The organism is Agrobacterium sp. rho-8.1 (assembly GCF_033957725.1).
Taxonomy (GTDB): domain Bacteria; phylum Pseudomonadota; class Alphaproteobacteria; order Rhizobiales; family Rhizobiaceae; genus Agrobacterium.
The window spans coordinates 946,369-964,668 of sequence record NZ_CP192789.1 but is presented as its reverse complement, the minus strand read 5'-3'; the positions used below and the strand labels follow the sequence as shown (position 1 = coordinate 964,668).

The following is an 18,300-nucleotide window of genomic DNA, read 5'->3' as shown; positions in this document are numbered from 1 at the left end:
CATGACGACACCGAAGATATTTGAACCGACTGTTCGCCAACTCATCGACGTGCCATTGCATGTGGGCGAATCCCCCGTGTGGGATCCAAAAACGGGAGAGCTGTGGTTCGTCGATATTCTCGCTCCGGCTGTCTTTCGTCTGAAACTCAACGGAAAGCTGGATCGCTTTGATATGCCGGCACCGGTCGGGTGCCTCGGCCTGTGCGAAAGTGAGGCAATCGTTGTGGGCCTTCAAACAGGTGTGCATATTCTCGATCCTGCATCCGGCAGGTTGGAGCGGCTGTGCGATCCAGACAACGGACGAGCGAACAGCCGGTTGAATGACGGCAAGGTTGGGCCGGATGGTCACTTTTGGGTCGGGACCCGCGATGAGGCACTGCCGCCAACCGGTAACGCTCGCCTCTATCGAATCTCGCCCGACGGACAGGTTGAATGCGTCATCGATGGCGGAATGCTCACATCAAATGGACTGGCATGGAGCCCAGATGGTCGAAAGATGTATCACTCTGACAGTAGCGGCTTGCTGTACCAGATGTTCAGCTTCGATCCAGTCACGGGCAGACTCGGCAGAGCCCAACGCATGCACGATTTTGGACAAGGCGAAGGCAGGCCGGACGGGGCCGCAATAGATCGCGACGGATTTTACTGGAGCGCCGGCGTGAGCGCCGGGCGATTGAATCGCTTTTCTCCCGACGGGGAATTGGCCGAGGTCTATCGCTTGCCCTTCGACGGGCCAACTATGCCGTGCTTTGGTGGACCTGACTTCAAGACACTTTATGTAACGAGTTTAAGAACGCAACGGGGCGATGCGTCTGTTCAGGGAACGGTGGTGGCGTTCGAAACGCCCGTCGCCGGAATTCAGCCCTATCGCTTCAGTATCTGAGAACTCCCTGATGGAAGACTCACGCCCATCCAACGTTAAAGCACGTTTGGTGGCTTATCATTCTCGTCAGGGTTCGGAACAGGAACCTCGTCCGGCAGATATTCCGGCTCCGGTTCTTGAACGGGCGGCATGTCTTGCCCTGGTGGCGTTGGTGGCATTTCGCCGGGAACCGGTTCGACGGGTAGCATACTCATCCATTTCCTCTAGGACTATAGGAGCGGGCAACGCATTGCTGGAAATCGCCTATTGGTCCACGTATCGTTCGCCAAGTCGGTCCATCCAAGCCGTGCGCTGCCCTCCGCATAAGTCGGTCATCAGTAAACACATTTGCTCAGTCGAAGTTCCGACATGAGTTTCGGTTACGCGAACCCGACGACGTTTCGAGCAACCGTGCGCTGATCACCGTAATCGCGCCTGTGCGACTCGTGGCCAAACTCTCGGCTGACGGGTTGATCTATCCGCGTATCATGCATCTGAAGGAAAGCGTCGGCGTATGTGCCGGTCTCTTCTTCCTGGGTAATAATGTGCTGAGTTTTCAGAAAATCGAACATGGCTTCCTCCCATTCGACGTTGATAACGCATCGGTCTGCGCTAGCGTTCCCTCCACACGAACGCAAACATTGATAGGTTATAAATAAAACATCTAGCACGATATTTTTGATAATTTGTTACGTGAAACGGTAAAGACATTATCCACTCAAGAGACCCGATGATTGCCGCAGCACCAGATCGACGGGCCAGAGCTCCTGACACTCTTGTACCGGACGGCCAGCGATAATCTGCAACAGCAAATCCGTCACCCGCTCGCCCGCCATCCGCTGGGATGAGCGGGTGGTAGACAGTGATGGCAACATGCTTTCAGGCGTCAGGTACGGAAACACGTCATCATGGGCGATGACGGAAATATCCTTGCCGATAACAAGACCCATTTGGCTGGCGGCGCGATAAACGCCCTGCGCCGTCATCATGGCACCGGCAACGAATGCGGTGGGACGGGACGTTTTCTCCAGCAATGACCGTGCAAATTGAAACGCCGTTTCTTCGCTGAACGGCGCCGACAGCATCATACGCGGATCAGGTGTTATTCCCATCGTCTCCAGCGCATCGCGATAACCTTGTTCACGATCGATGGCGAAGGTGCGGCCTTGCGGGCCGTTGATGAAGGCGATGTTGCGGTGCCCACGCTCCAGCAAATGCACCGTCGAGAGACAGGTGACAGCGTGGTTGTCGATATCAAGCCAGGCGTGTTCGAATTGGGTGGCCGAGCGCCCGTGCACGATGAAGGGCACACCCAGCCTGTGCAACAACGCAATCCGCTCATCATCTGGCCGCGGGGAGTGAATGATGATGCCATCGACACGGCCGCTGGCCGCCAATCGACTGAATATCTTCAGTTCTGCATCGAGATCGTTATCGGTTGTGACACTCACGATGATGTCGGTGTCTTCTCCGACGAGACGGCTGGCCATTCCGCCCATGAACTCCGAAAAGAAGTGCCCGCCGCCGCTACGGCCCATGACGACCCCAATGGCTCCTGCCTTGCCGGTGACGAGACGTACGGCGTTGGCGTTTGGCCGATACCCTAACCTGCGGGCGGCTTCCATGACCCGTTCACGGGTTTCCTGTCGCACTTCCGGATAGCCGCCAAGCGCCCTGCTGACCGTCGTGGGCGATAATCCCACTTGCTCTGCAAATTCCTTGAGTTTCATGTGCCCCGCCATTTTCCCTTGCATGCGTCGATCATAACAAAGTTACAAGCCTTCAAAATTGAAATCGATTTCAAATCCCTCCGGTTAAAACTCGTTTATTTTTATAAAATAATATAAATTGACTCCCCTATCCTGCCGTTATTTTCCACAGGCAGCCAAATCTATACCCGTTGACAGCCAGAATATAATTTGAGAGCTTGTCAGAAGTCGAAAGCGTTTTCAATTCAGAGGAAGATTGAAGAACGCCATGGAGGAGTTTGACGATGAATATTTCCACGAAAATCTTGATTTTATGCAGCAGCGTCGTGTTTACGGGAGTGGGTGTGCAGGCCGCAGAGATTTCGATGGCTGCGAATTCCACGGGCAAAAACCTGAACTTCATCCGCGAGCAACTGGTGGAATTCGAAAAGCAGAGCGGCCATAAGGTTAAGCTGGTCACCATGCCCCCATCGTCCAGCGAGCAATTCAGCCAATATCGCCTGTGGCTGGCCGCTGGAAACACGGATGTCGACGTCTACCAGACAGACGTTGTCTGGGCTCCACAGTTGGCAGAGCAGTTCGTGGACCTGACCGATGCGGCCAAGGATGTCGTTGCTAAGCACTTCCCATCTGTCATCGCGTCACAGACGGTCGATGGCAAGCTGGTTGCCATGCCGATGTACACCGATGCTCCGGCTTTGTTCTACCGCAAGGACCTGCTGGAAAAACATGGCAAGCAGCCACCCAAGACGTGGCAGGAACTGGCCGAGACGGCCAAGGATGTTCAGGACAAGGAGAGGGCGGCCGGACAGAAGGACATGTGGGGCTTCGTGTTTCAGGGAAGCGCCTACGAGGGCCTGACCTGCAACGCGCTGGAATGGATCGCATCCGCTGGCGGGGGGCATATCGTCGAGGCCAATGGCGACATCAGCATCAACAATGAGAAGGCTGCAGCCGCCCTTGAAACGGCCAAGAGCTGGATCGGCACGATTTCTCCGCCGGGTGCTCTCGCTTATAAGGAAGAGGAAGCGCGCGGTGTCTGGCAAACTGGCAACTCGGTCTTCATGCGCAACTGGACCTACGTCTATGCGCTGGGTAATGGTGGCGACAGTGCCATCAAGGGCAAGTTCGGCGTCGTTCCTTTGCCTGCGGGCACGGAAGGCGAAGCGGCAGCGTCTACTCTCGGTGGATGGAACGCCGCGGTTTCCAAATATTCCAAAAATCAGGAGGCCGCGATTGCGCTTGTAAAATTCCTCGGCTCCGAGGAAACCCAGAAGAAACGGGCGGTGGAGCTTTCCAACATGCCGACCATCTCATCGCTTTACGACGACAAGGATGTTGCGGCGGCACAGCCTTTCATGCCGCTTTGGAAGCCGATCTTCGAGACGGCCGTACCGCGCCCGTCGGCGGCGACCAAGGTGAAATATAACGAGGTTTCCGCAAAATTCTGGGGTGCGGTTCACAATACGCTGTCCGGCACCGGCACCGCTGCTGAAAACCTCGAACTTCTCGAAGTCGAACTCACCGATCTCAAGGGTGACAGCTGGTAACGCGGCTCTACACGTCAAGTGGTCGTCACCGGCCACTTGACCGCTGTTAACGGTGGGAACTCCTATGACAAAAATCGCCTCTGTTCGTTCGGTCGCGGCAGCAAAAGGCTCCGATCTTCAATCGGAACGTTTGCGCTCCGCATGGCTCTTCCTTGCCCCGACATTTTTAACGCTTGCGCTGGTGGCCGGTTGGCCATTGATGAGAACTGTCTGGTTCAGCTTGACCGACGCTTCGCTGACCAGCCTTTCCGATGCCCAGTTCGTCGGTCTGAAGAACTACCTCTCCTGGATTACCCTAAGCAGTGGCCGCACGGTCTATCGCGGACTTCTGGCCGATCCTGCCTGGTGGGGGGCAGTGTGGAACACGCTGAAATTTACAGTGGTCTCGGTTATGGTCGAAACAGTCCTCGGCCTGATCGTCGCGCTAGTCCTGAACGCCGAATTCAAGGGTCGCGGGCTTGTGCGCGCTGCCATTCTCATTCCCTGGGCCATTCCGACCATCGTATCCGCCCGCATGTGGGCTTGGATGCTGAACGACCAGTTCGGTATTCTCAACGACATGATGATGAGCCTCGGCATCATTTCCCAAAAAATCGCATGGACCGCCAATCCCGAAACGGCCATGACAGCCGTGCTGATCGTGGATGTCTGGAAGACGACGCCGTTCATGGCGCTGCTCATTCTGGCCGGTCTTCAGATGGTGCCGAAGGATATGTACGAGGCCGCCAAGGTGGACGGTATTCATCCGATAAAGGTCTTCTGGCGCGTCACACTCCCGATGATCAAGCCCGCGCTGATGGTTGCGGTTATTTTCCGGATGCTGGATGCCATGCGCGTTTTCGATCTCATCTACATTCTGACGCCGAACAATTCCCAGACCAGAACCATGTCGGTGCTGGCCCGTGAAAACCTGTTCGACTTCGACAAGTTCGCTTATGGCGCGGCGGCCTCAACGATGCTGTTTCTCATCATCGCGTCAATAACCATCATCTACATGTGGCTTGGCCGGGTCAACACAGATGGAGGAGACCGATGACAGCGTCCAGCCTCATCAAGAACACGGCGTTTTACGCGCTCGTCACCATCATCGTCATCGTCGCGGTGTTTCCTTTCTATTACGCGATCCTGACGAGTTTCAAAACCGGAACGGCGTTGTTCGAAATCAACTACGTCCCGCGCAATATTTCCCTCAGCAACTATCGTGATGTGCTCGGCAATGACAGCTTCCTGAGCAATCTCGGAAACTCCCTGTTGGTCGCGACATGCGTCGTAGCTTTGTCGCTATTTCTGGCCGTCACCGCAGCTTATGCCTTGGCAAGAGTGCGCTTCAAGGGACGCTCTCTTCTCCTCTTGACCATTCTGTCAGTTTCCATGTTTCCGCAGATCGCGGTTCTCGCAGGGCTCTTCGAACTCATCCGCTGGGCCGGAGTCTTCAACACGCCGTTTGCGCTGATCTTCTCCTATATGATCTTCACCCTGCCCTTTACGGTTTGGGTCCTGACAACCTTCATGCGGGATTTGCCGGTGGAAATCGAAGAAGCCGCGATCGTGGACGGGGCTTCGCCATGGGTCATCATCACACAGGTCTTTTTGCCCCTGATGTGGCCAGCATTGGTGACCACAGGACTGCTTGCGTTCATCGCAGCCTGGAACGAGTTTCTCTTCGCCTTAACCTTCACATCGTCCAACGAGCAGCGCACGGTGCCCGTCGCCATCGCGCTTTTATCCGGCAGTTCTCAATTTGAAATTCCGTGGGGAACGATCATGGCGGCCTCCGTCATCGTCACCGTGCCCCTCATCATCCTCGTTCTGATCTTCCAGCGGCGTATCATTTCCGGCCTGACGGCTGGTGGCGTCAAGGGTTAGGAGATACATTCATGACCAGTATAAAACTGCGCGATGTCAGAAAATCATTCGGTGCCTTCGACGTCATCAAGGGCATAGACATGGATATTCATTCCGGTGAGTTCATGGTGTTCGTCGGCCCATCCGGCTGCGGAAAATCAACCCTGCTTCGGCTCATCTGCGGGTTGGAGGAAATCACGGGCGGCGAACTTTCTTTTGAAGGAAAGGTCGTTAACCGGCTGACACCCGCCGACCGTGGGGTTGCCATGGTGTTCCAGTCTTACGCGCTCTATCCGCATATGACAGTTTTTGAGAACATGGCCTTTGGTCTGAAGCTTGCCGGATCGACAAAAGAGGATAGACGAAAGCGCGTCGAGGCCGCAGCGGAGATGCTGCAACTGACGCCATATCTTCAACGTCTGCCCAAACAACTATCCGGCGGGCAGCGCCAACGCGTGGCGATCGGTCGTGCCATTGTGCGTGATCCAAAAGTATTTCTATTCGATGAGCCGCTCTCCAACCTTGATGCCGCGCTACGCGTGGCAACCCGTCTCGAAATCGCCAAATTGAACCGCAGTATGCCTGATACGACAATGATTTACGTTACCCATGATCAGGTAGAAGCCATGACGCTTGCGGACAGAATTTGCGTTTTGCGCGACGGCCGGGTCGAACAGATCGGCACACCGCTCGAATTGTATGAAACGCCGGTCAACACCTTCGTCGCGGGCTTTATCGGATCGCCCAAAATGAACTTCCTCACCGGAAAACTCGCGGAGACCTATGGCGCCCACACTGTGGGCATCAGACCCGAACACATTACCGCAACGGCGGACTCCGGCGGGTGGACCGGCGACATCGTGCATTCGGAAATGCTCGGCTCGGATAGCTACATCTATGTGGACATGGGTGCCGAAGAGCCAATCGTGGTGCGCGAGGAAGGCGTTTCCGCCCGGCAGCCCGGCCAGAAACTGACCCTCACACCACTTCCTGACCACATCCATCGTTTCGACGCGCAAGGCAACGCATTGCCAAAAGCCCAAACGCGCGCCGCATGAACCTATAACACCCTCTTCACCGGCAGTCCTCTCCACGCGCCGGTTTACCAAGGAGCATGACCATGACTATCAACACCGTCGTCTGGGGCGAAAATATTCACGAGCACATCAACGAGACGGTGCGTTCGCTCTACCCAAACGGCATGCATACGACAATTGCAGACGCCCTGAACAAGACGCCTGATATTCACGCCACAACCGCCACCCTTCAAGAGCCGGAACACGGTCTTTCGCAAGAACGGCTGGACAAGACCGACGTGTTGGTCTGGTGGGGACACAAGGACCACGGCGCGGTTGCGGATGAGATCGTGGAACGCGTTGCCAAACGCGTCTGGGAGGGCATGGGCCTGATCGTGCTTCATTCCGGCCACTTCTCAAAGCCCTTCAAACGCTTGATGGGAACGCCCTGTGCGCTGAAATGGCGTGAAGCGGGTGAACGCGAACGCGTATGGACCATCAATCCACGCCACCCGATTGCAGCTGGTCTGCCCGAACATTTCGAGCTGGAGAACGAGGAGATGTACGGCGAGCAGTTTTCCGTACCGGAACCGCTGGAAACCGTCTTCATCTCGTGGTTCCAGGGCGGCGAAGTGTTTCGCTCGGGCCTGACATGGCGGCGCGGTGCGGGCAACATATTCTATTTCCGTCCTGGCCACGAGACCTATCCGACCTATCACGACGCCAATATTCAGAAGGTCATCAGCAACTCGGTCAAATGGGCTTACAATCCCGCCGCCGCTTTGACCGGCATCCACGACGCACCAAATGTTCCCGTCGATCAAGCTCCCGAGAAGATAGAGGAACGCGGTCCAAAATTGCACGCAGCTGGCGAAGCAGGTTACAGGTAATCCATCATGAAACTTCTTATTCTCGGAACGGGTGGCATGGCCAATAGCCATGTCATGCATTTTTCTCAAATCTCCGGCGTTGAATTGGTCGCAGCTGTCGATGTGGACGACGTGGTCGTCCGCGCCTTCGCCTTGCGCCACAGCATTCCCCTCACCTTCACATCGCTGGATGATGCGATTGCATGGGGCGAATTCGATGCGGTTGCCAACGTAACGCCAGACGCGATCCACCACCCCACGACACTAAAGCTGCTCGCTGCTGGCAAGCACGTGTTTTGTGAAAAACCTCTGGCGGAAACATATGCCAAGGCAGCGGAAATGGCCGATGCAGCAGAAAAAGCCGGGCTCGTCGCCATGGTCAATCTCACCTATCGCAATGTCGCACCGCTTCAGGCAGCGCGGCAGATGGTGAGGGACGGCGTTATCGGTAAACTGCGTCACCTCGAAGCATCCTACTTGCAAAGCTGGCTGGTTTCCAAAGCTTGGGGCGACTGGATGACGGAAAGCAAATGGCTCTGGCGCCTGTCCACGAAGCACGGCTCCAACGGCGTTTTGGGTGATGTGGGCATTCACATCCTCGACTTTGCGTCCTATGGCGCAGGCAGCGATGTGGAGCGTATCTTCACGCGGCTGAAAACCTTCGACAAATACGAAGGCAACAAAATCGATGTCTATGATCTCGATGCCAATGACAGCTTCACCATGACAGCCGAATTCGATAACGGCGCAATGGGCGTCATCCATGCCACGCGCTGGGCAACCGGCCATCTGAACGAGCTTCGCCTTCGCCTTCACGGCGACAAGGGAGCGCTGGAAGTCATCCATACGCCAGATTATTCCAAGCTTCGCGGCTGCCTGGGCGAAGATGTGGAAAAGGCGATCTGGAGAGACATAGAGGTGGAGCCGGTACAGACGAACTACGAGAAGTTCGCAAGCATCGTCATGCAGGGCGGAAAGGCAGATCCAGATTTCCGCCATGCCGCCAATCTCCAGAAAGTGTTGGACCTGTCTATTGTGACAGACCGCGAGCGGCGCGAGATCGCTGTTTCCGGCTGAGTTTTAACATTACGTAACCAGTGGCAAAGGGCGGTCTATATGGCCGCCTTTTCTGTTTTGGTACCTTGCTTCGTCGCTCCACGCGATCTCCAATCAGTGCAATGCAGCATGGGAAATCCGCTTGCGTTAAAATCATAATATGACTTAATGCTTAGGTAATATCAGTTTCTTGCAAAGCCATGCGAACCCGTCGTCGGTAAAAATCTGCATGCAGCAAAGGGAAAAGAAATGAAAATCGCCATTGTAGGATGTGGGTCACGTCACAAGATGTTTCGCGATTCCATCACGCAGGATTATTCTGACAAACACCAGATCGTCGCGATGTGCGACAGCAACGCACATCGCCTAAGCGAAGCGGCTCAGGCCATGTCCAGACCCGGCACCAATGGCGTTCCCACCTATCTGGCCGAAAATTTCGATCAGCTCATTATCGAACAGAAGCCAGACACTATCGTCATCGCGACGCCCGACTTTTTGCACTCGGATTACATCGTCAAAGCGTTCGAGGCCGGGTGCGACGTCATCTGCGAAAAGCCTCTGACAATCGATTTGTCGCGCCTGAAACAGATCATCGATGCGCAGAAGCGCACGGGCCGCAAGGTTATGGTGACCTTCAACTACCGTTATTCCCCCGCACGCACGCAGATCAAGGAGATGCTGACCTCCGGCGTGATCGGCAAGATCACAGCAGTTGATTTTCGCTGGCATCTCGATCGGGTTCATGGCGCGGATTATTTCCGCAGGTGGCATCGGCACAAGGAAAACTCCGGCGGGCTTCTGGTTCATAAGTCTACCCACCACTTCGACCTTCTCAACTGGTGGCTGGCATCTGCGCCGACGGAAGTGTTCGCATCGGGGCAGCGTGCCTTTTATCGCCCGGAGACCGCAGTCGAGTTGGGTTTGCAGAACCACGGTCCACGCTGCGCGGACTGTCCCGTGGCGGAGAAATGCGATTTTCGTCTCGATCTTTCCGCCGACGAACAGTTACGAGCGCTTTATCTCGATGCCGAAGACGAGGATGGCTACTTTCGTGACCGATGCGTGTTCGATGCGGATATCGGCATCGAAGACACGATGCAGGCCCATATTCGCTATGCGTCTGGTACCACTGCCAATTACACGCTCACGGCCTACTCCCCCTGGGAGGGGCTGGAAATACGCTTCCAGGGCACAAAGGGTGAACTCATTCACAGGCACGTCGAGGTGCACGGCGTTTTCGGAGGCGTCAGAGACCATGCCGACGAAGAGGCGGTGACGACGCACCTTCACCTCGCTGGACAAGAGCCCCGAATGATAGAGGTTACGAAGGGCAAGGGCGATCATGGTGGCGCAGATCCCGTGATGCTTGGCTATATCTTCGGTCCGCAATCCATGGAGCCCGATCGCTTTAACCGCGCATCGGATCATGTCTCCGGTGCGTGGTCTATTTTGACAGGCATAGCGGCCAACGCTTCGATAGAGACAGGATCAGCTGTCAACATTCAGACGATGCTGACTTCGCGTGGTATTCATATCTGAAGTGGGGACACGATCATTCCCGCACCAGATCGATGCCTGTACGAAACATCCGAAAGACGAATGGCCTGAAAAAGGAAAAGCCTGCCGCGGGAGGAGGTGCGGCAGGCTTTAAACTTGATCGACAACTGGGAGGAGGAGTGTTGTCGATCCACATCTCGCGACGCTGGGAGGAGGAGTGCGTCGCTTCGATGATTCAAATATAGCGTGGCTGACGAAATTTAACAGAGCGACTATCGCAATGCAGCGATGCATTTTTTGCATAGCTAAGACGGCGGTGCCCGGTTTTTCATCACGCTATGCCTCTGTAGACCTCTACTGATCGCGGTAAACTTGAAAACCAGCGAACGACTGGTTGACCGGCATCATTTCTATGCTGTTGATATTGATGTGCTTTGGCTGAGACGCGACCCAGTGGATGGTGTTGGCGATATCCTCGGGAACGATTGGGTTGACGCCCTTGTAGAGCTTGTCAGAGGCATCCTGATTGCCACCTGTGCGCACCACGGTGAATTCCGTCTCGCACATGCCAGGCTCGATGGATGTCACGCGAACACCTTTTCCGTGCATGTCAGACCGCAACCCGAGAGAAAACTGACGCAAAAATGCTTTTGACGCCGCATAGACGTTGCCGCCTGCATAAGGCCAGTGTGCGGCCACCGACGACAAATTGATGATCATGCCACGGCGTTCGATGAGCGTTGGCAGCAGATGATGGGTAATGTTGAGGAGGCCAGTGATGTTGGTGTTCACCATCGTATGCCAGTCCTTCAACGGCACATCCGGCGCAGATGCCGTTCCGAGCGCCAAACCGGCATTGTTGACCAGAACATCGATCTTCTGGAACGCGACAGGCAGTGTCTTGAATTCCGAAGCCATGGCTTCTTCGTCGGTAATATCGAACACCATGCCGTGGAACGATGAGCCAAGCTCGGCACCCAACTCATTGAGACGCTGTGCACGACGGCCGGTACCGATGACCTTCCAGCCATCCTTGGCAAAAAGCCTGGCCGTCGCCAGTCCGAAGCCCGAGGTGGCACCGGTAATCAGAATTGTTCCGCTCATCTTATTATCTCCGCTCTATCAGTCTTTTTTGAATGGCAGTTTCTGCACGGCGAGCGCCAGACACTGCTTGAAGGCCGTAAGGTCGGTATAGAGCGCGTCGGCTGGCGCATCGCCCACAACAACCGCCCCACCCCGTCTGATGATCCCACCGTGCAGCATAAGGTTGTCCGCCATATCGAAGTTCTCGATGGACAGCCCGTCCGCACCTCGGTAACGCCCGGTCTCGTCCTGAGTTGCCACACCGTCATAATAGTTCATGATGCGACTGAAGTGATTGGCGGCAACATTGGTATAGGCAAAGACCGGTTTCCCCAGAGCGCACATGAAACCGAGCTCATAGCTCGTGCCGGTATCGGCCGCGACACCCCGAAACGGCGTCAGATTGGCTACGACGGCGTCCGCCTCCTGCATCATCTGTTCGTCGATTGCGTTGATATTGCAGCCGTGGCCCAGCTTGGTGTCGGCTGGCGGTATCTGCAGATCGCCCGGCGAGAGAGGGATGTGTCCTGCTTGGCGAACAAGCTCTGCTTTTTCATCGAGCACGTCACGGGCATTGGGCAGAAAGACCTCCGGCCCGGCAAGATAGATTTTGATCGGCATGGATATGAAACGCTTTTCGTTGCTGGAAATATCGGCTCAAACTATCGCGCGAAACCTCAACGATGCAAGGGCAGTTCAAGGACAGAAAAGCGGCGTGACCGGTATCGCGACCGGACGGTTTCCGTTATAGCGGCTCGACAATCCAGCAGTGGAGAAAAAAATGGCCGCGAAAATTCGTTATCACGAAGGCGATATTTCCTTAGACGATGCCGCTCGATACACCGGAGCGATCGCCATCGATACTGAAACGCTCGGCCTTGTTCCCCGCCGCGACAGGCTATGCGTGGTACAGCTTTCGCCCGGCGACGGAACTGCGGATGTTATTCGCATTGCCTCCGGTCAGACGGAAGCGCCGAACCTCACCGCCATGTTGGAAGACCCAAGCCGCCAGAAGATATTCCATTATGGCCGGTTCGACATTGCCGTTCTTTTCCATACGTTCGGCGTTACATCTTCACCTGTGTTCTGCACCAAGATCGCCTCACGTCTGTGCCGCACCTACACGGACCGCCATGGGCTGAAGGACAATCTCAAGGAAATGCTCGAAGTTGACATTTCCAAAACACAACAGTCATCTGATTGGGCTGCGGAGAAGCTCTCACAAGCCCAACTGGAATATGCCGCCTCCGATGTACTCTATCTGCATGCGCTGCGCGACAAACTGACCGCACGCCTGTTGCGGGATGGTCGCTACGAGCACGCGGAGGCATGCTTTGCTTTCCTGCCCATGCGCGCCAAGCTCGACCTGCTGGGTTGGGACGATACCGACATCTTCGCACATAGCTGACCGAGCCGAGATCGAATAACTTGCAGTTAAGTCCGTCAGTCCGTTCACCGTGGTTAGCAAATCCTTAATCCGTTTTCGTCATTCTAGGGGATGTTGATTCGGACAGCTTTCACACGGCTTGTCTTGGAAGACATCTCGAATTCGCATTGGCCCGCATGAGCGGACGGGACTAACACCTGCGTCGTCGCAAAGGTCCATTGCCATCATGGACCGATCACGTTGACACTTGACGGCCAGACGCCGGGCCTGTGTCACCAGGAAGGAGGCGCACCATGCTGCCGCCCGTCAGCGCCGTATCCCTGACCGATATCTCGTCTTCGACGTCCGCTCCGCGTCCGGAAACGCCACAGCCTGCCAAAGCCGCACCTGTCATCCCTCCGGAACCAGCCGATATTCCGCCAATCGATACCGATGCCAACATACGCGCTGTTTCGGGCGAACTGCGTTTAAGCCAGAATGTCAGCGTGCTGGCCGAAACCCTGGGCAAGTTGATGAACATCGCGCGCATGGATGGCGAAACCGCGGAAACCTACGTCAACAGGCTTGTGGCCAGTCTTCAGACGATACCGGCAGATCAGAAGGCCATGCTCGAGAAAGCATTGGGCGGCATCCTACGCGGTATCAGCATCGATATGCTGGCAAATATTCTTAAAAGTTCATCTGGCCCCGAAGCGGCCCGGCTTGCCATCATGTTCGAACTGTCCCGTTCAAGCCCAAGCCAAAACGCCCCAAAGCCGACGATCCCACCCTACCTCCAGGACATGGTGCCGGAAACCCGCATCATCCTTACGCAGATCAAAACCGCTGGTACGCTTCCACATATGGCACCCGCCAACACGCTCGCGGCGCAAAGCGAACTCGACGTGGTTCTGGGCACGCCCATGAGAATCGAGCCATCAACAATAAAGCAGGCAGGCTCCCCCTCCCCTCTGACCGGCGATCAGACTGTACCGTTAGCACAGCCGAGCGCCAATCCCACGGCAAAGGTCGATCTTCTTCCATCCAACGAAGGAACGGCGCAGATCAAGCCGCAGCCACTTAGCCAGATGGGAATGGCAGATCTCCCACCAGCGGCAACGGGTGGGGAGATCACAATGCAGCTTCCGACGCCGCTAAAGACACAAAACCAAACGGCAGCGACCCTTCCCTTGCACGCAAACCTAGACGCCGAAGAGGGTGATACGAATGCGCGGGTTCCGCAATCCCCCACGCCGCAAATGTCCGAACGGGCGGCAATGTCATCTGTGACCACCGCGTTTGCGGGTGGGACAGCCAAGGACATGGAGACGCTGCTTTTGGCGTTGGCAGCCGGAAAGCTTCCTGCTCAGGCCGATGTAACGGCATCGCTGGCGCCGCTTCTGCCCGGTTCGAATATAGAAATCGATCAAACAGCGAAACGACCCCTGCCGAGTGCTATGGCTTCAAACGCCCATCCAGATACAGTTCAGTCTGACGACACCCTGACCGACATTCGCGCAGAGACGGCCGTCACGCAGAGAGCCGCCATGGCCCATGACGTCAAAGCGGCAATACTCGACCAACCCCTGTTGCACGGCGCGGCGGCTGCGATGGTGGCAAGGGACGGCATCCCTCTTCCCTTCGTGAATTATCCAGCAGCCGGAGACGAGCCGGAATCCGACGCCCCTCCACGTGGGCGGTGGCCCTCCTCCGAAGAACAAGCCAGCGAGGGCGATGATCACCAGGACCCTCCTGAGCAAGGCGCTGATCAGGACGAACGTCCTGCCGCCAATGATGAAGTGGTCGACCATTCGGTGTCGGAAGGTGCAAATGACGATGGATCGACCGGCAACGCTGAATCCTACTACCTGCGGATGAGCGGCATCTCCTGAAATACGTACCCCCTGTAGACACGAAAAAACCCGCCGGATCGCTCCGGCGGGTTCATTATTTCAGACGTTGAAACCGATTACTCGGTACGACCCTTGAGGGCCGCGCCAAGGATGTCGCCGAGCGAAGCGCCGCTGTCGGACGAACCGAACTGAGCAACAGCTTCCTTCTCTTCTGCGATTTCCAGAGCCTTGATCGAAAGCATGACCTTGCGATCCTTCTTGGAGAAGTTGACGACGCGGGCGTCGAGAACCTGGCCAACCGAGAAACGCTCAGGACGCTGATCATCGCGATCGCGTGCCAGGTCGTTGCGGCGAATGAAGGACGTGATGTCTTCATGAGCAACGAGCTTCACTTCGATGCCACCTTCGTTCACCGCAATAACTTCAGCGGAAACGACAGCGTTCTTGCGAAGTTCGCCGGATGTTGCGGCTTCGCCGACAGCATCCTTGCCGAGCTGCTTGATGCCGAGCGAGATGCGTTCCTTCTCGACGTCTACGTCAAGAACAACAGCCTTTACGGTGTCACCCTTGTTGTATTCCTCGATGACCTGTTCGCCTGGACGGTTCCAGTCGAGGTCGGACAAGTGAACCATGCCGTCAACGTCGCCTTCGAGGCCGATGAACAGACCGAATTCAGTCTTGTTCTTGACTTCGCCTTCAACTTCAGTGCCGGCCGGATGGCTGAACGCAAATGCCTGCCATGGGTTTTCAAGCGTCTGCTTGAGGCCCAGGGAAATACGACGCTTGGAAGGATCGACTTCGAGAACGACGACGTCGACGTCCTGTGTTGTGGACAGGATCTTGCCGGGATGTACGTTCTTCTTGGTCCAGGACATTTCGGAGATGTGGATCAGGCCTTCGATGCCTGGCTCCAGCTCTACGAATGCACCGTAGTCGGTGATGTTCGTAACGGTACCGGAAATCTTCTTGCCAACTGGATACTTGGCAGAGATGCCATCCCAAGGATCAGACTCGAGCTGCTTCATGCCGAGCGAAATACGGTGGGTTTCCTGGTTGATACGGATGATCTGCACCTTGACCGACTGGCCAATGTTGAGGATCTCAGAAGGATGGTTGACGCGGCGCCAAGCCATATCCGTGACGTGCAGCAGGCCATCGATGCCACCGAGGTCAACGAACGCACCGTAATCGGTGATGTTCTTGACCACGCCGTCAACAACCTGGCCTTCTTCGAGGTTCTGAACGATTTCAGAACGCTGCTCGGCGCGGGACTCTTCGAGAACCGTACGGCGCGATACAACGATGTTGCCGCGACGCTTGTCCATCTTGAGGATTTCGAACGGCTGCGGATTGTGCATCAGCGGCGTTACGTCGCGGATCGGACGAATGTCGACCTGCGAGCGCGGAAGGAACGCAACAGCGCCATCCAGATCGACGGTGAAGCCACCCTTGACCTGATTGAAGATAACGCCTTCGACGCGTTCGCCAGCTTCGAACTTGGCTTCGAGCTTGACCCAGCTCTCTTCGCGGCGAGCTTTTTCGCGCGACAGGACTGCTTCGCCCAGAGCGTTTTCAATCCGCTCAACGTAAACCTCAACTTCGTCGCCGACCTTCAGGCCGCCGTCTTTCGAACGTGCACCGAATTCCTTGAGCGCGATGCGGCCTTCAACCTTGAGGCCGACGTCAACGATCGCAACGTCCTTTTCGATCGCCGTGACGATGCCTTTGGCAACATAGCCTTCAGCAAGGTCGTTAGACGCAAAGGACTCTTCCAGCAGGGCTGCGAAATCGTCGCGCGTGGGTGTAGCTACTGACATTCAATCTCCTGAGAGTATCCACGAGGGGATACAAAGCACCGGGGGTTCGTGTTGATCATTCCCAAAATCCATGCCCGCCTCTTTGATGAGACTTTCCGGCGCAGGGCATGCTTTCGGGATATTCCAGTCTAAACGGGGGCCAGAGGTTCCGGTTCCCCGCACATATTATCTCTTCAAGGCAGCGTCGATGATCGACTTTGCCGCTTGAAACGCCGCCTCTATACCCATTTTAGACGTATCAAGCAAGTGCGCGTCTTGCGCTGGCTTCAAAGGACTGTCGCTTCTGCCCATATCGCGTTCGTCGCGCTTCTTCACGTCCAAAAACACCGTATCGAAATCGGCCGCAGCGCCGGCGCTGACAATCTCGTTATAACGCCGCCGCGCACGCACCTCCGGTGAGGCGGTGACGTAGAGTTTCACCTGCGCATCAGGGCAAACCACAGTTCCGATGTCACGACCGTCCAAAACGGTTCCCGGCTCGGTGATGGCGAAGGCGCGTTGAGCCTCCACCAACGCACGGCGAACCGCAGGCATGACGGCAACCCTAGAGGCCGCTTCTCCGATCTCGTGCTTTGCCAGCTCGCCCCGATCCAGCCGCGCCAAATCCAGCGCCGCCGCCGTTTTTTGCGCAACACTCTCGTCATCCAAAGGCAACCCTTCATCGAGCAACGCCTTTGCGGTCGCACGGTAGGTCAGGCCTGTGTCCAGATGGTGGAAGCCATAGACTTCGGCTATTTTCCTGGAAAGCGTACCCTTACCGGCAGCGGCTGGTCCGTCTATGGCGATCGTGAATGTCATTATAAATATATCCAGCTACGATTTGAATACGGTGGCGAACGGCTCGTTCTTATAATCACCGGGATGCATCATCAATGCCTTCCCAACTGCTGATGTATATGCCCTTCGCAAAGTTTATCTTTGACACGATAGACATCAACGATTAATGGGACCGGCTAGAAATTTATCGTCTACTGCCGGAAACACGGCGTACACACCGAACCCATCTCAAAATTTGAGGCTTAGACAGTGGCAAAAGCGGACCTTGGAACCAAGCGGACAGACCCGGATACCGGCAAGAAGTTCTACGACCTGAATCGCGACCCGATCGTTTCTCCTTATTCCGGCAAGTCCTGGCCGCTGTCCTTCTTCGAGGAAACGACCGCAGCCAAGAAGATGGAACAGCAGGCTGAAGAAGAGGAAGTTGCAGAAGTCGACGTCGAAAACACGGAAGTCGAACTCGTACCTTCGGAAGACGCCGACAGTGATGCAAGCGGCGATGACATTCCTGATATCGAAGGCGACGACGATGTCGAGCTTGATGATGACGACGACACGTTCCTGGAAGCAGACGAAGACGAAGATGACGACGATGTATCCGGCATCATCGGCGTGAACGGTGATGACGACGAAACCTGATTCACACAGGAATTATCGCCCGATGTCAAAAAAATGTCGTCGGGCGAACTTTTCAGCTTGCCATCTTCCAGAAGCAGAAGTATCAAGCGCCACCGACGCAAACAAACACGTTGGTTCCCGGAACCGGATAAATACCGGAACACTTATGGGGCTATAGCTCAGCTGGGAGAGCGCTTGCATGGCATGCAAGAGGTCAGCGGTTCGATCCCGCTTAGCTCCACCAATTTTCCTAGAATTCCTAATTCCATAAGAATATCAACGGCGTATTGAATTTTCATTGCTGCTTTTTTATGATGCCGTTCCCCGGCATGAGGCTGCAGGCTTTGACTGACAAGTCGCCAACGTTGACACTCCGTGTTGA

Annotated in this window: 18 protein-coding genes and 1 tRNA gene; 12 read left to right on the top strand and 7 right to left on the bottom strand. The window is 55.7% G+C overall.

The genetic code is table 11. The features are described 5' to 3' along the window. Position 1 precedes the first annotated feature (1 nt). On the top strand, positions 2-883 hold the full coding sequence (locus RMR21_RS19405; protein WP_498671047.1) for an SMP-30/gluconolactonase/LRE family protein: 882 nt from the start codon (positions 2-4) through the stop codon (positions 881-883). Between the two features lie 35 nt (positions 884-918). On the opposite strand, the gene RMR21_RS19400 is transcribed toward RMR21_RS19405, so the two are convergent. The 3 genes from RMR21_RS19400 to RMR21_RS19390 form a co-directional block, all read right to left on the bottom strand. Continuing rightward, positions 919-1,077, bottom strand: a complete 159-nt coding sequence (locus tag RMR21_RS19400; protein WP_498671046.1) for a hypothetical protein — start codon at positions 1,075-1,077, stop codon at positions 919-921. Between the two features lie 165 nt (positions 1,078-1,242). After that, entirely contained in the window at positions 1,243-1,434 is a 192-nt protein-coding gene (locus RMR21_RS19395; protein ID WP_498671045.1) for a hypothetical protein, read from the bottom strand. A gap of 138 nt (positions 1,435-1,572) precedes the next feature. After that, positions 1,573-2,592, bottom strand: coding sequence for a substrate-binding domain-containing protein (locus RMR21_RS19390; protein ID WP_498671044.1), 1,020 nt, complete (start codon positions 2,590-2,592; stop codon positions 1,573-1,575). 269 nt (positions 2,593-2,861) lie between these two features. Here RMR21_RS19390 and RMR21_RS19385 point away from each other — a divergent pair, with 269 nt between their 5' ends. The 7 genes from RMR21_RS19385 to RMR21_RS19355 all read left to right on the top strand — a co-directional run bounded on the left by RMR21_RS19385 (position 2,862) and on the right by RMR21_RS19355 (position 10,446). Next, positions 2,862-4,121, top strand: a complete 1,260-nt coding sequence (locus tag RMR21_RS19385; protein ID WP_498671831.1) for an ABC transporter substrate-binding protein — start codon at positions 2,862-2,864, stop codon at positions 4,119-4,121. Between the two features lie 64 nt (positions 4,122-4,185). Continuing rightward, positions 4,186-5,157 carry a carbohydrate ABC transporter permease gene (locus RMR21_RS19380; protein ID WP_498671043.1) on the top strand — a complete coding sequence of 324 codons (972 nt, stop codon included), beginning with the start codon at positions 4,186-4,188 and terminating at the stop codon, positions 5,155-5,157. Then, positions 5,154-5,987 (top strand): carbohydrate ABC transporter permease, encoded by an 834-nt coding sequence (locus tag RMR21_RS19375; RefSeq protein ID WP_498671042.1) that lies wholly within the window; start codon positions 5,154-5,156, stop codon positions 5,985-5,987. The genes RMR21_RS19380 and RMR21_RS19375 overlap by 4 nt, the downstream gene beginning before the upstream one ends. 11 nt (positions 5,988-5,998) lie before the next feature. Beyond that, a complete protein-coding gene (locus tag RMR21_RS19370; RefSeq protein ID WP_498671040.1) occupies positions 5,999-7,024 on the top strand; it encodes an ABC transporter ATP-binding protein in 1,026 nt (341 codons plus the stop codon). 62 nt (positions 7,025-7,086) lie between these two features. Further along, positions 7,087-7,872 carry a ThuA domain-containing protein gene (locus tag RMR21_RS19365; protein WP_498671039.1) on the top strand — a complete coding sequence of 262 codons (786 nt, stop codon included), beginning with the start codon at positions 7,087-7,089 and terminating at the stop codon, positions 7,870-7,872. A 6-nt stretch (positions 7,873-7,878) separates the two neighbouring features. Next, entirely contained in the window at positions 7,879-8,928 is a 1,050-nt protein-coding gene (locus tag RMR21_RS19360; protein WP_498671038.1) for a Gfo/Idh/MocA family protein, read from the top strand. Between the two features lie 228 nt (positions 8,929-9,156). Further along, positions 9,157-10,446, top strand: coding sequence for a Gfo/Idh/MocA family protein (locus RMR21_RS19355; protein ID WP_498671037.1), 1,290 nt, complete (start codon positions 9,157-9,159; stop codon positions 10,444-10,446). Positions 10,447-10,758: 312 nt separating this feature from the next. On the opposite strand, the gene RMR21_RS19350 is transcribed toward RMR21_RS19355, so the two are convergent. Next, positions 10,759-11,508, bottom strand: a complete 750-nt coding sequence (locus RMR21_RS19350; protein ID WP_498671036.1) for an SDR family oxidoreductase — start codon at positions 11,506-11,508, stop codon at positions 10,759-10,761. 18 nt (positions 11,509-11,526) lie between these two features. Next, positions 11,527-12,108 carry a nucleoside 2-deoxyribosyltransferase gene (locus RMR21_RS19345; RefSeq protein ID WP_498671035.1) on the bottom strand — a complete coding sequence of 194 codons (582 nt, stop codon included), beginning with the start codon at positions 12,106-12,108 and terminating at the stop codon, positions 11,527-11,529. Positions 12,109-12,268: 160 nt separating this feature from the next. Here RMR21_RS19345 and RMR21_RS19340 point away from each other — a divergent pair, with 160 nt between their 5' ends. Both RMR21_RS19340 and RMR21_RS19335 read left to right on the top strand, forming a co-directional pair. Next, positions 12,269-12,895, top strand: a complete 627-nt coding sequence (locus RMR21_RS19340) for a ribonuclease D (RefSeq protein WP_498671034.1) — start codon at positions 12,269-12,271, stop codon at positions 12,893-12,895. A 272-nt stretch (positions 12,896-13,167) separates the two neighbouring features. After that, a complete protein-coding gene (locus RMR21_RS19335; protein ID WP_498671033.1) occupies positions 13,168-14,745 on the top strand; it encodes a hypothetical protein in 1,578 nt (525 codons plus the stop codon). Between the two features lie 77 nt (positions 14,746-14,822). Here RMR21_RS19335 and rpsA read toward each other — a convergent pair whose 3' ends face one another. Further along, positions 14,823-16,523 (bottom strand): 30S ribosomal protein S1, encoded by a 1,701-nt coding sequence (rpsA, locus tag RMR21_RS19330; RefSeq protein ID WP_498671032.1) that lies wholly within the window; start codon positions 16,521-16,523, stop codon positions 14,823-14,825. A gap of 165 nt (positions 16,524-16,688) precedes the next feature. Next, positions 16,689-17,321, bottom strand: coding sequence for a (d)CMP kinase (gene cmk / locus RMR21_RS19325; protein ID WP_498671031.1), 633 nt, complete (start codon positions 17,319-17,321; stop codon positions 16,689-16,691). A gap of 228 nt (positions 17,322-17,549) precedes the next feature. On the opposite strand from cmk, the gene RMR21_RS19320 reads away from it, so the two are divergent. Further along, entirely contained in the window at positions 17,550-17,939 is a 390-nt protein-coding gene (locus RMR21_RS19320) for a TIGR02300 family protein (RefSeq protein ID WP_498671030.1), read from the top strand. A gap of 147 nt (positions 17,940-18,086) precedes the next feature. Next, positions 18,087-18,162: transfer RNA gene (locus RMR21_RS19315), tRNA-Ala, on the top strand. Positions 18,163-18,300 lie beyond the last annotated feature (138 nt).

Coding starts and splice junctions, on each gene's coding strand:
- RMR21_RS19405 (WP_498671047.1), top strand. CDS start 2: ATGACGACACCGAAGATATTTGAACCGACTGTTCGCCAACTCATCGAC.
- RMR21_RS19400 (WP_498671046.1), bottom strand. CDS start 1,077: ATGAGTATGCTACCCGTCGAACCGGTTCCCGGCGAAATGCCACCAACG.
- RMR21_RS19395 (WP_498671045.1), bottom strand. CDS start 1,434: ATGTTCGATTTTCTGAAAACTCAGCACATTATTACCCAGGAAGAAGAG.
- RMR21_RS19390 (WP_498671044.1), bottom strand. CDS start 2,592: ATGAAACTCAAGGAATTTGCAGAGCAAGTGGGATTATCGCCCACGACG.
- RMR21_RS19380 (WP_498671043.1), top strand. CDS start 4,186: ATGACAAAAATCGCCTCTGTTCGTTCGGTCGCGGCAGCAAAAGGCTCC.
- RMR21_RS19375 (WP_498671042.1), top strand. CDS start 5,154: ATGACAGCGTCCAGCCTCATCAAGAACACGGCGTTTTACGCGCTCGTC.
- RMR21_RS19370 (WP_498671040.1), top strand. CDS start 5,999: ATGACCAGTATAAAACTGCGCGATGTCAGAAAATCATTCGGTGCCTTC.
- RMR21_RS19365 (WP_498671039.1), top strand. CDS start 7,087: ATGACTATCAACACCGTCGTCTGGGGCGAAAATATTCACGAGCACATC.
- RMR21_RS19360 (WP_498671038.1), top strand. CDS start 7,879: ATGAAACTTCTTATTCTCGGAACGGGTGGCATGGCCAATAGCCATGTC.
- RMR21_RS19355 (WP_498671037.1), top strand. CDS start 9,157: ATGAAAATCGCCATTGTAGGATGTGGGTCACGTCACAAGATGTTTCGC.
- RMR21_RS19350 (WP_498671036.1), bottom strand. CDS start 11,508: ATGAGCGGAACAATTCTGATTACCGGTGCCACCTCGGGCTTCGGACTG.
- RMR21_RS19345 (WP_498671035.1), bottom strand. CDS start 12,108: ATGCCGATCAAAATCTATCTTGCCGGGCCGGAGGTCTTTCTGCCCAAT.
- RMR21_RS19340 (WP_498671034.1), top strand. CDS start 12,269: ATGGCCGCGAAAATTCGTTATCACGAAGGCGATATTTCCTTAGACGAT.
- RMR21_RS19335 (WP_498671033.1), top strand. CDS start 13,168: ATGCTGCCGCCCGTCAGCGCCGTATCCCTGACCGATATCTCGTCTTCG.
- rpsA (WP_498671032.1), bottom strand. CDS start 16,523: ATGTCAGTAGCTACACCCACGCGCGACGATTTCGCAGCCCTGCTGGAA.
- cmk (WP_498671031.1), bottom strand. CDS start 17,321: ATGACATTCACGATCGCCATAGACGGACCAGCCGCTGCCGGTAAGGGT.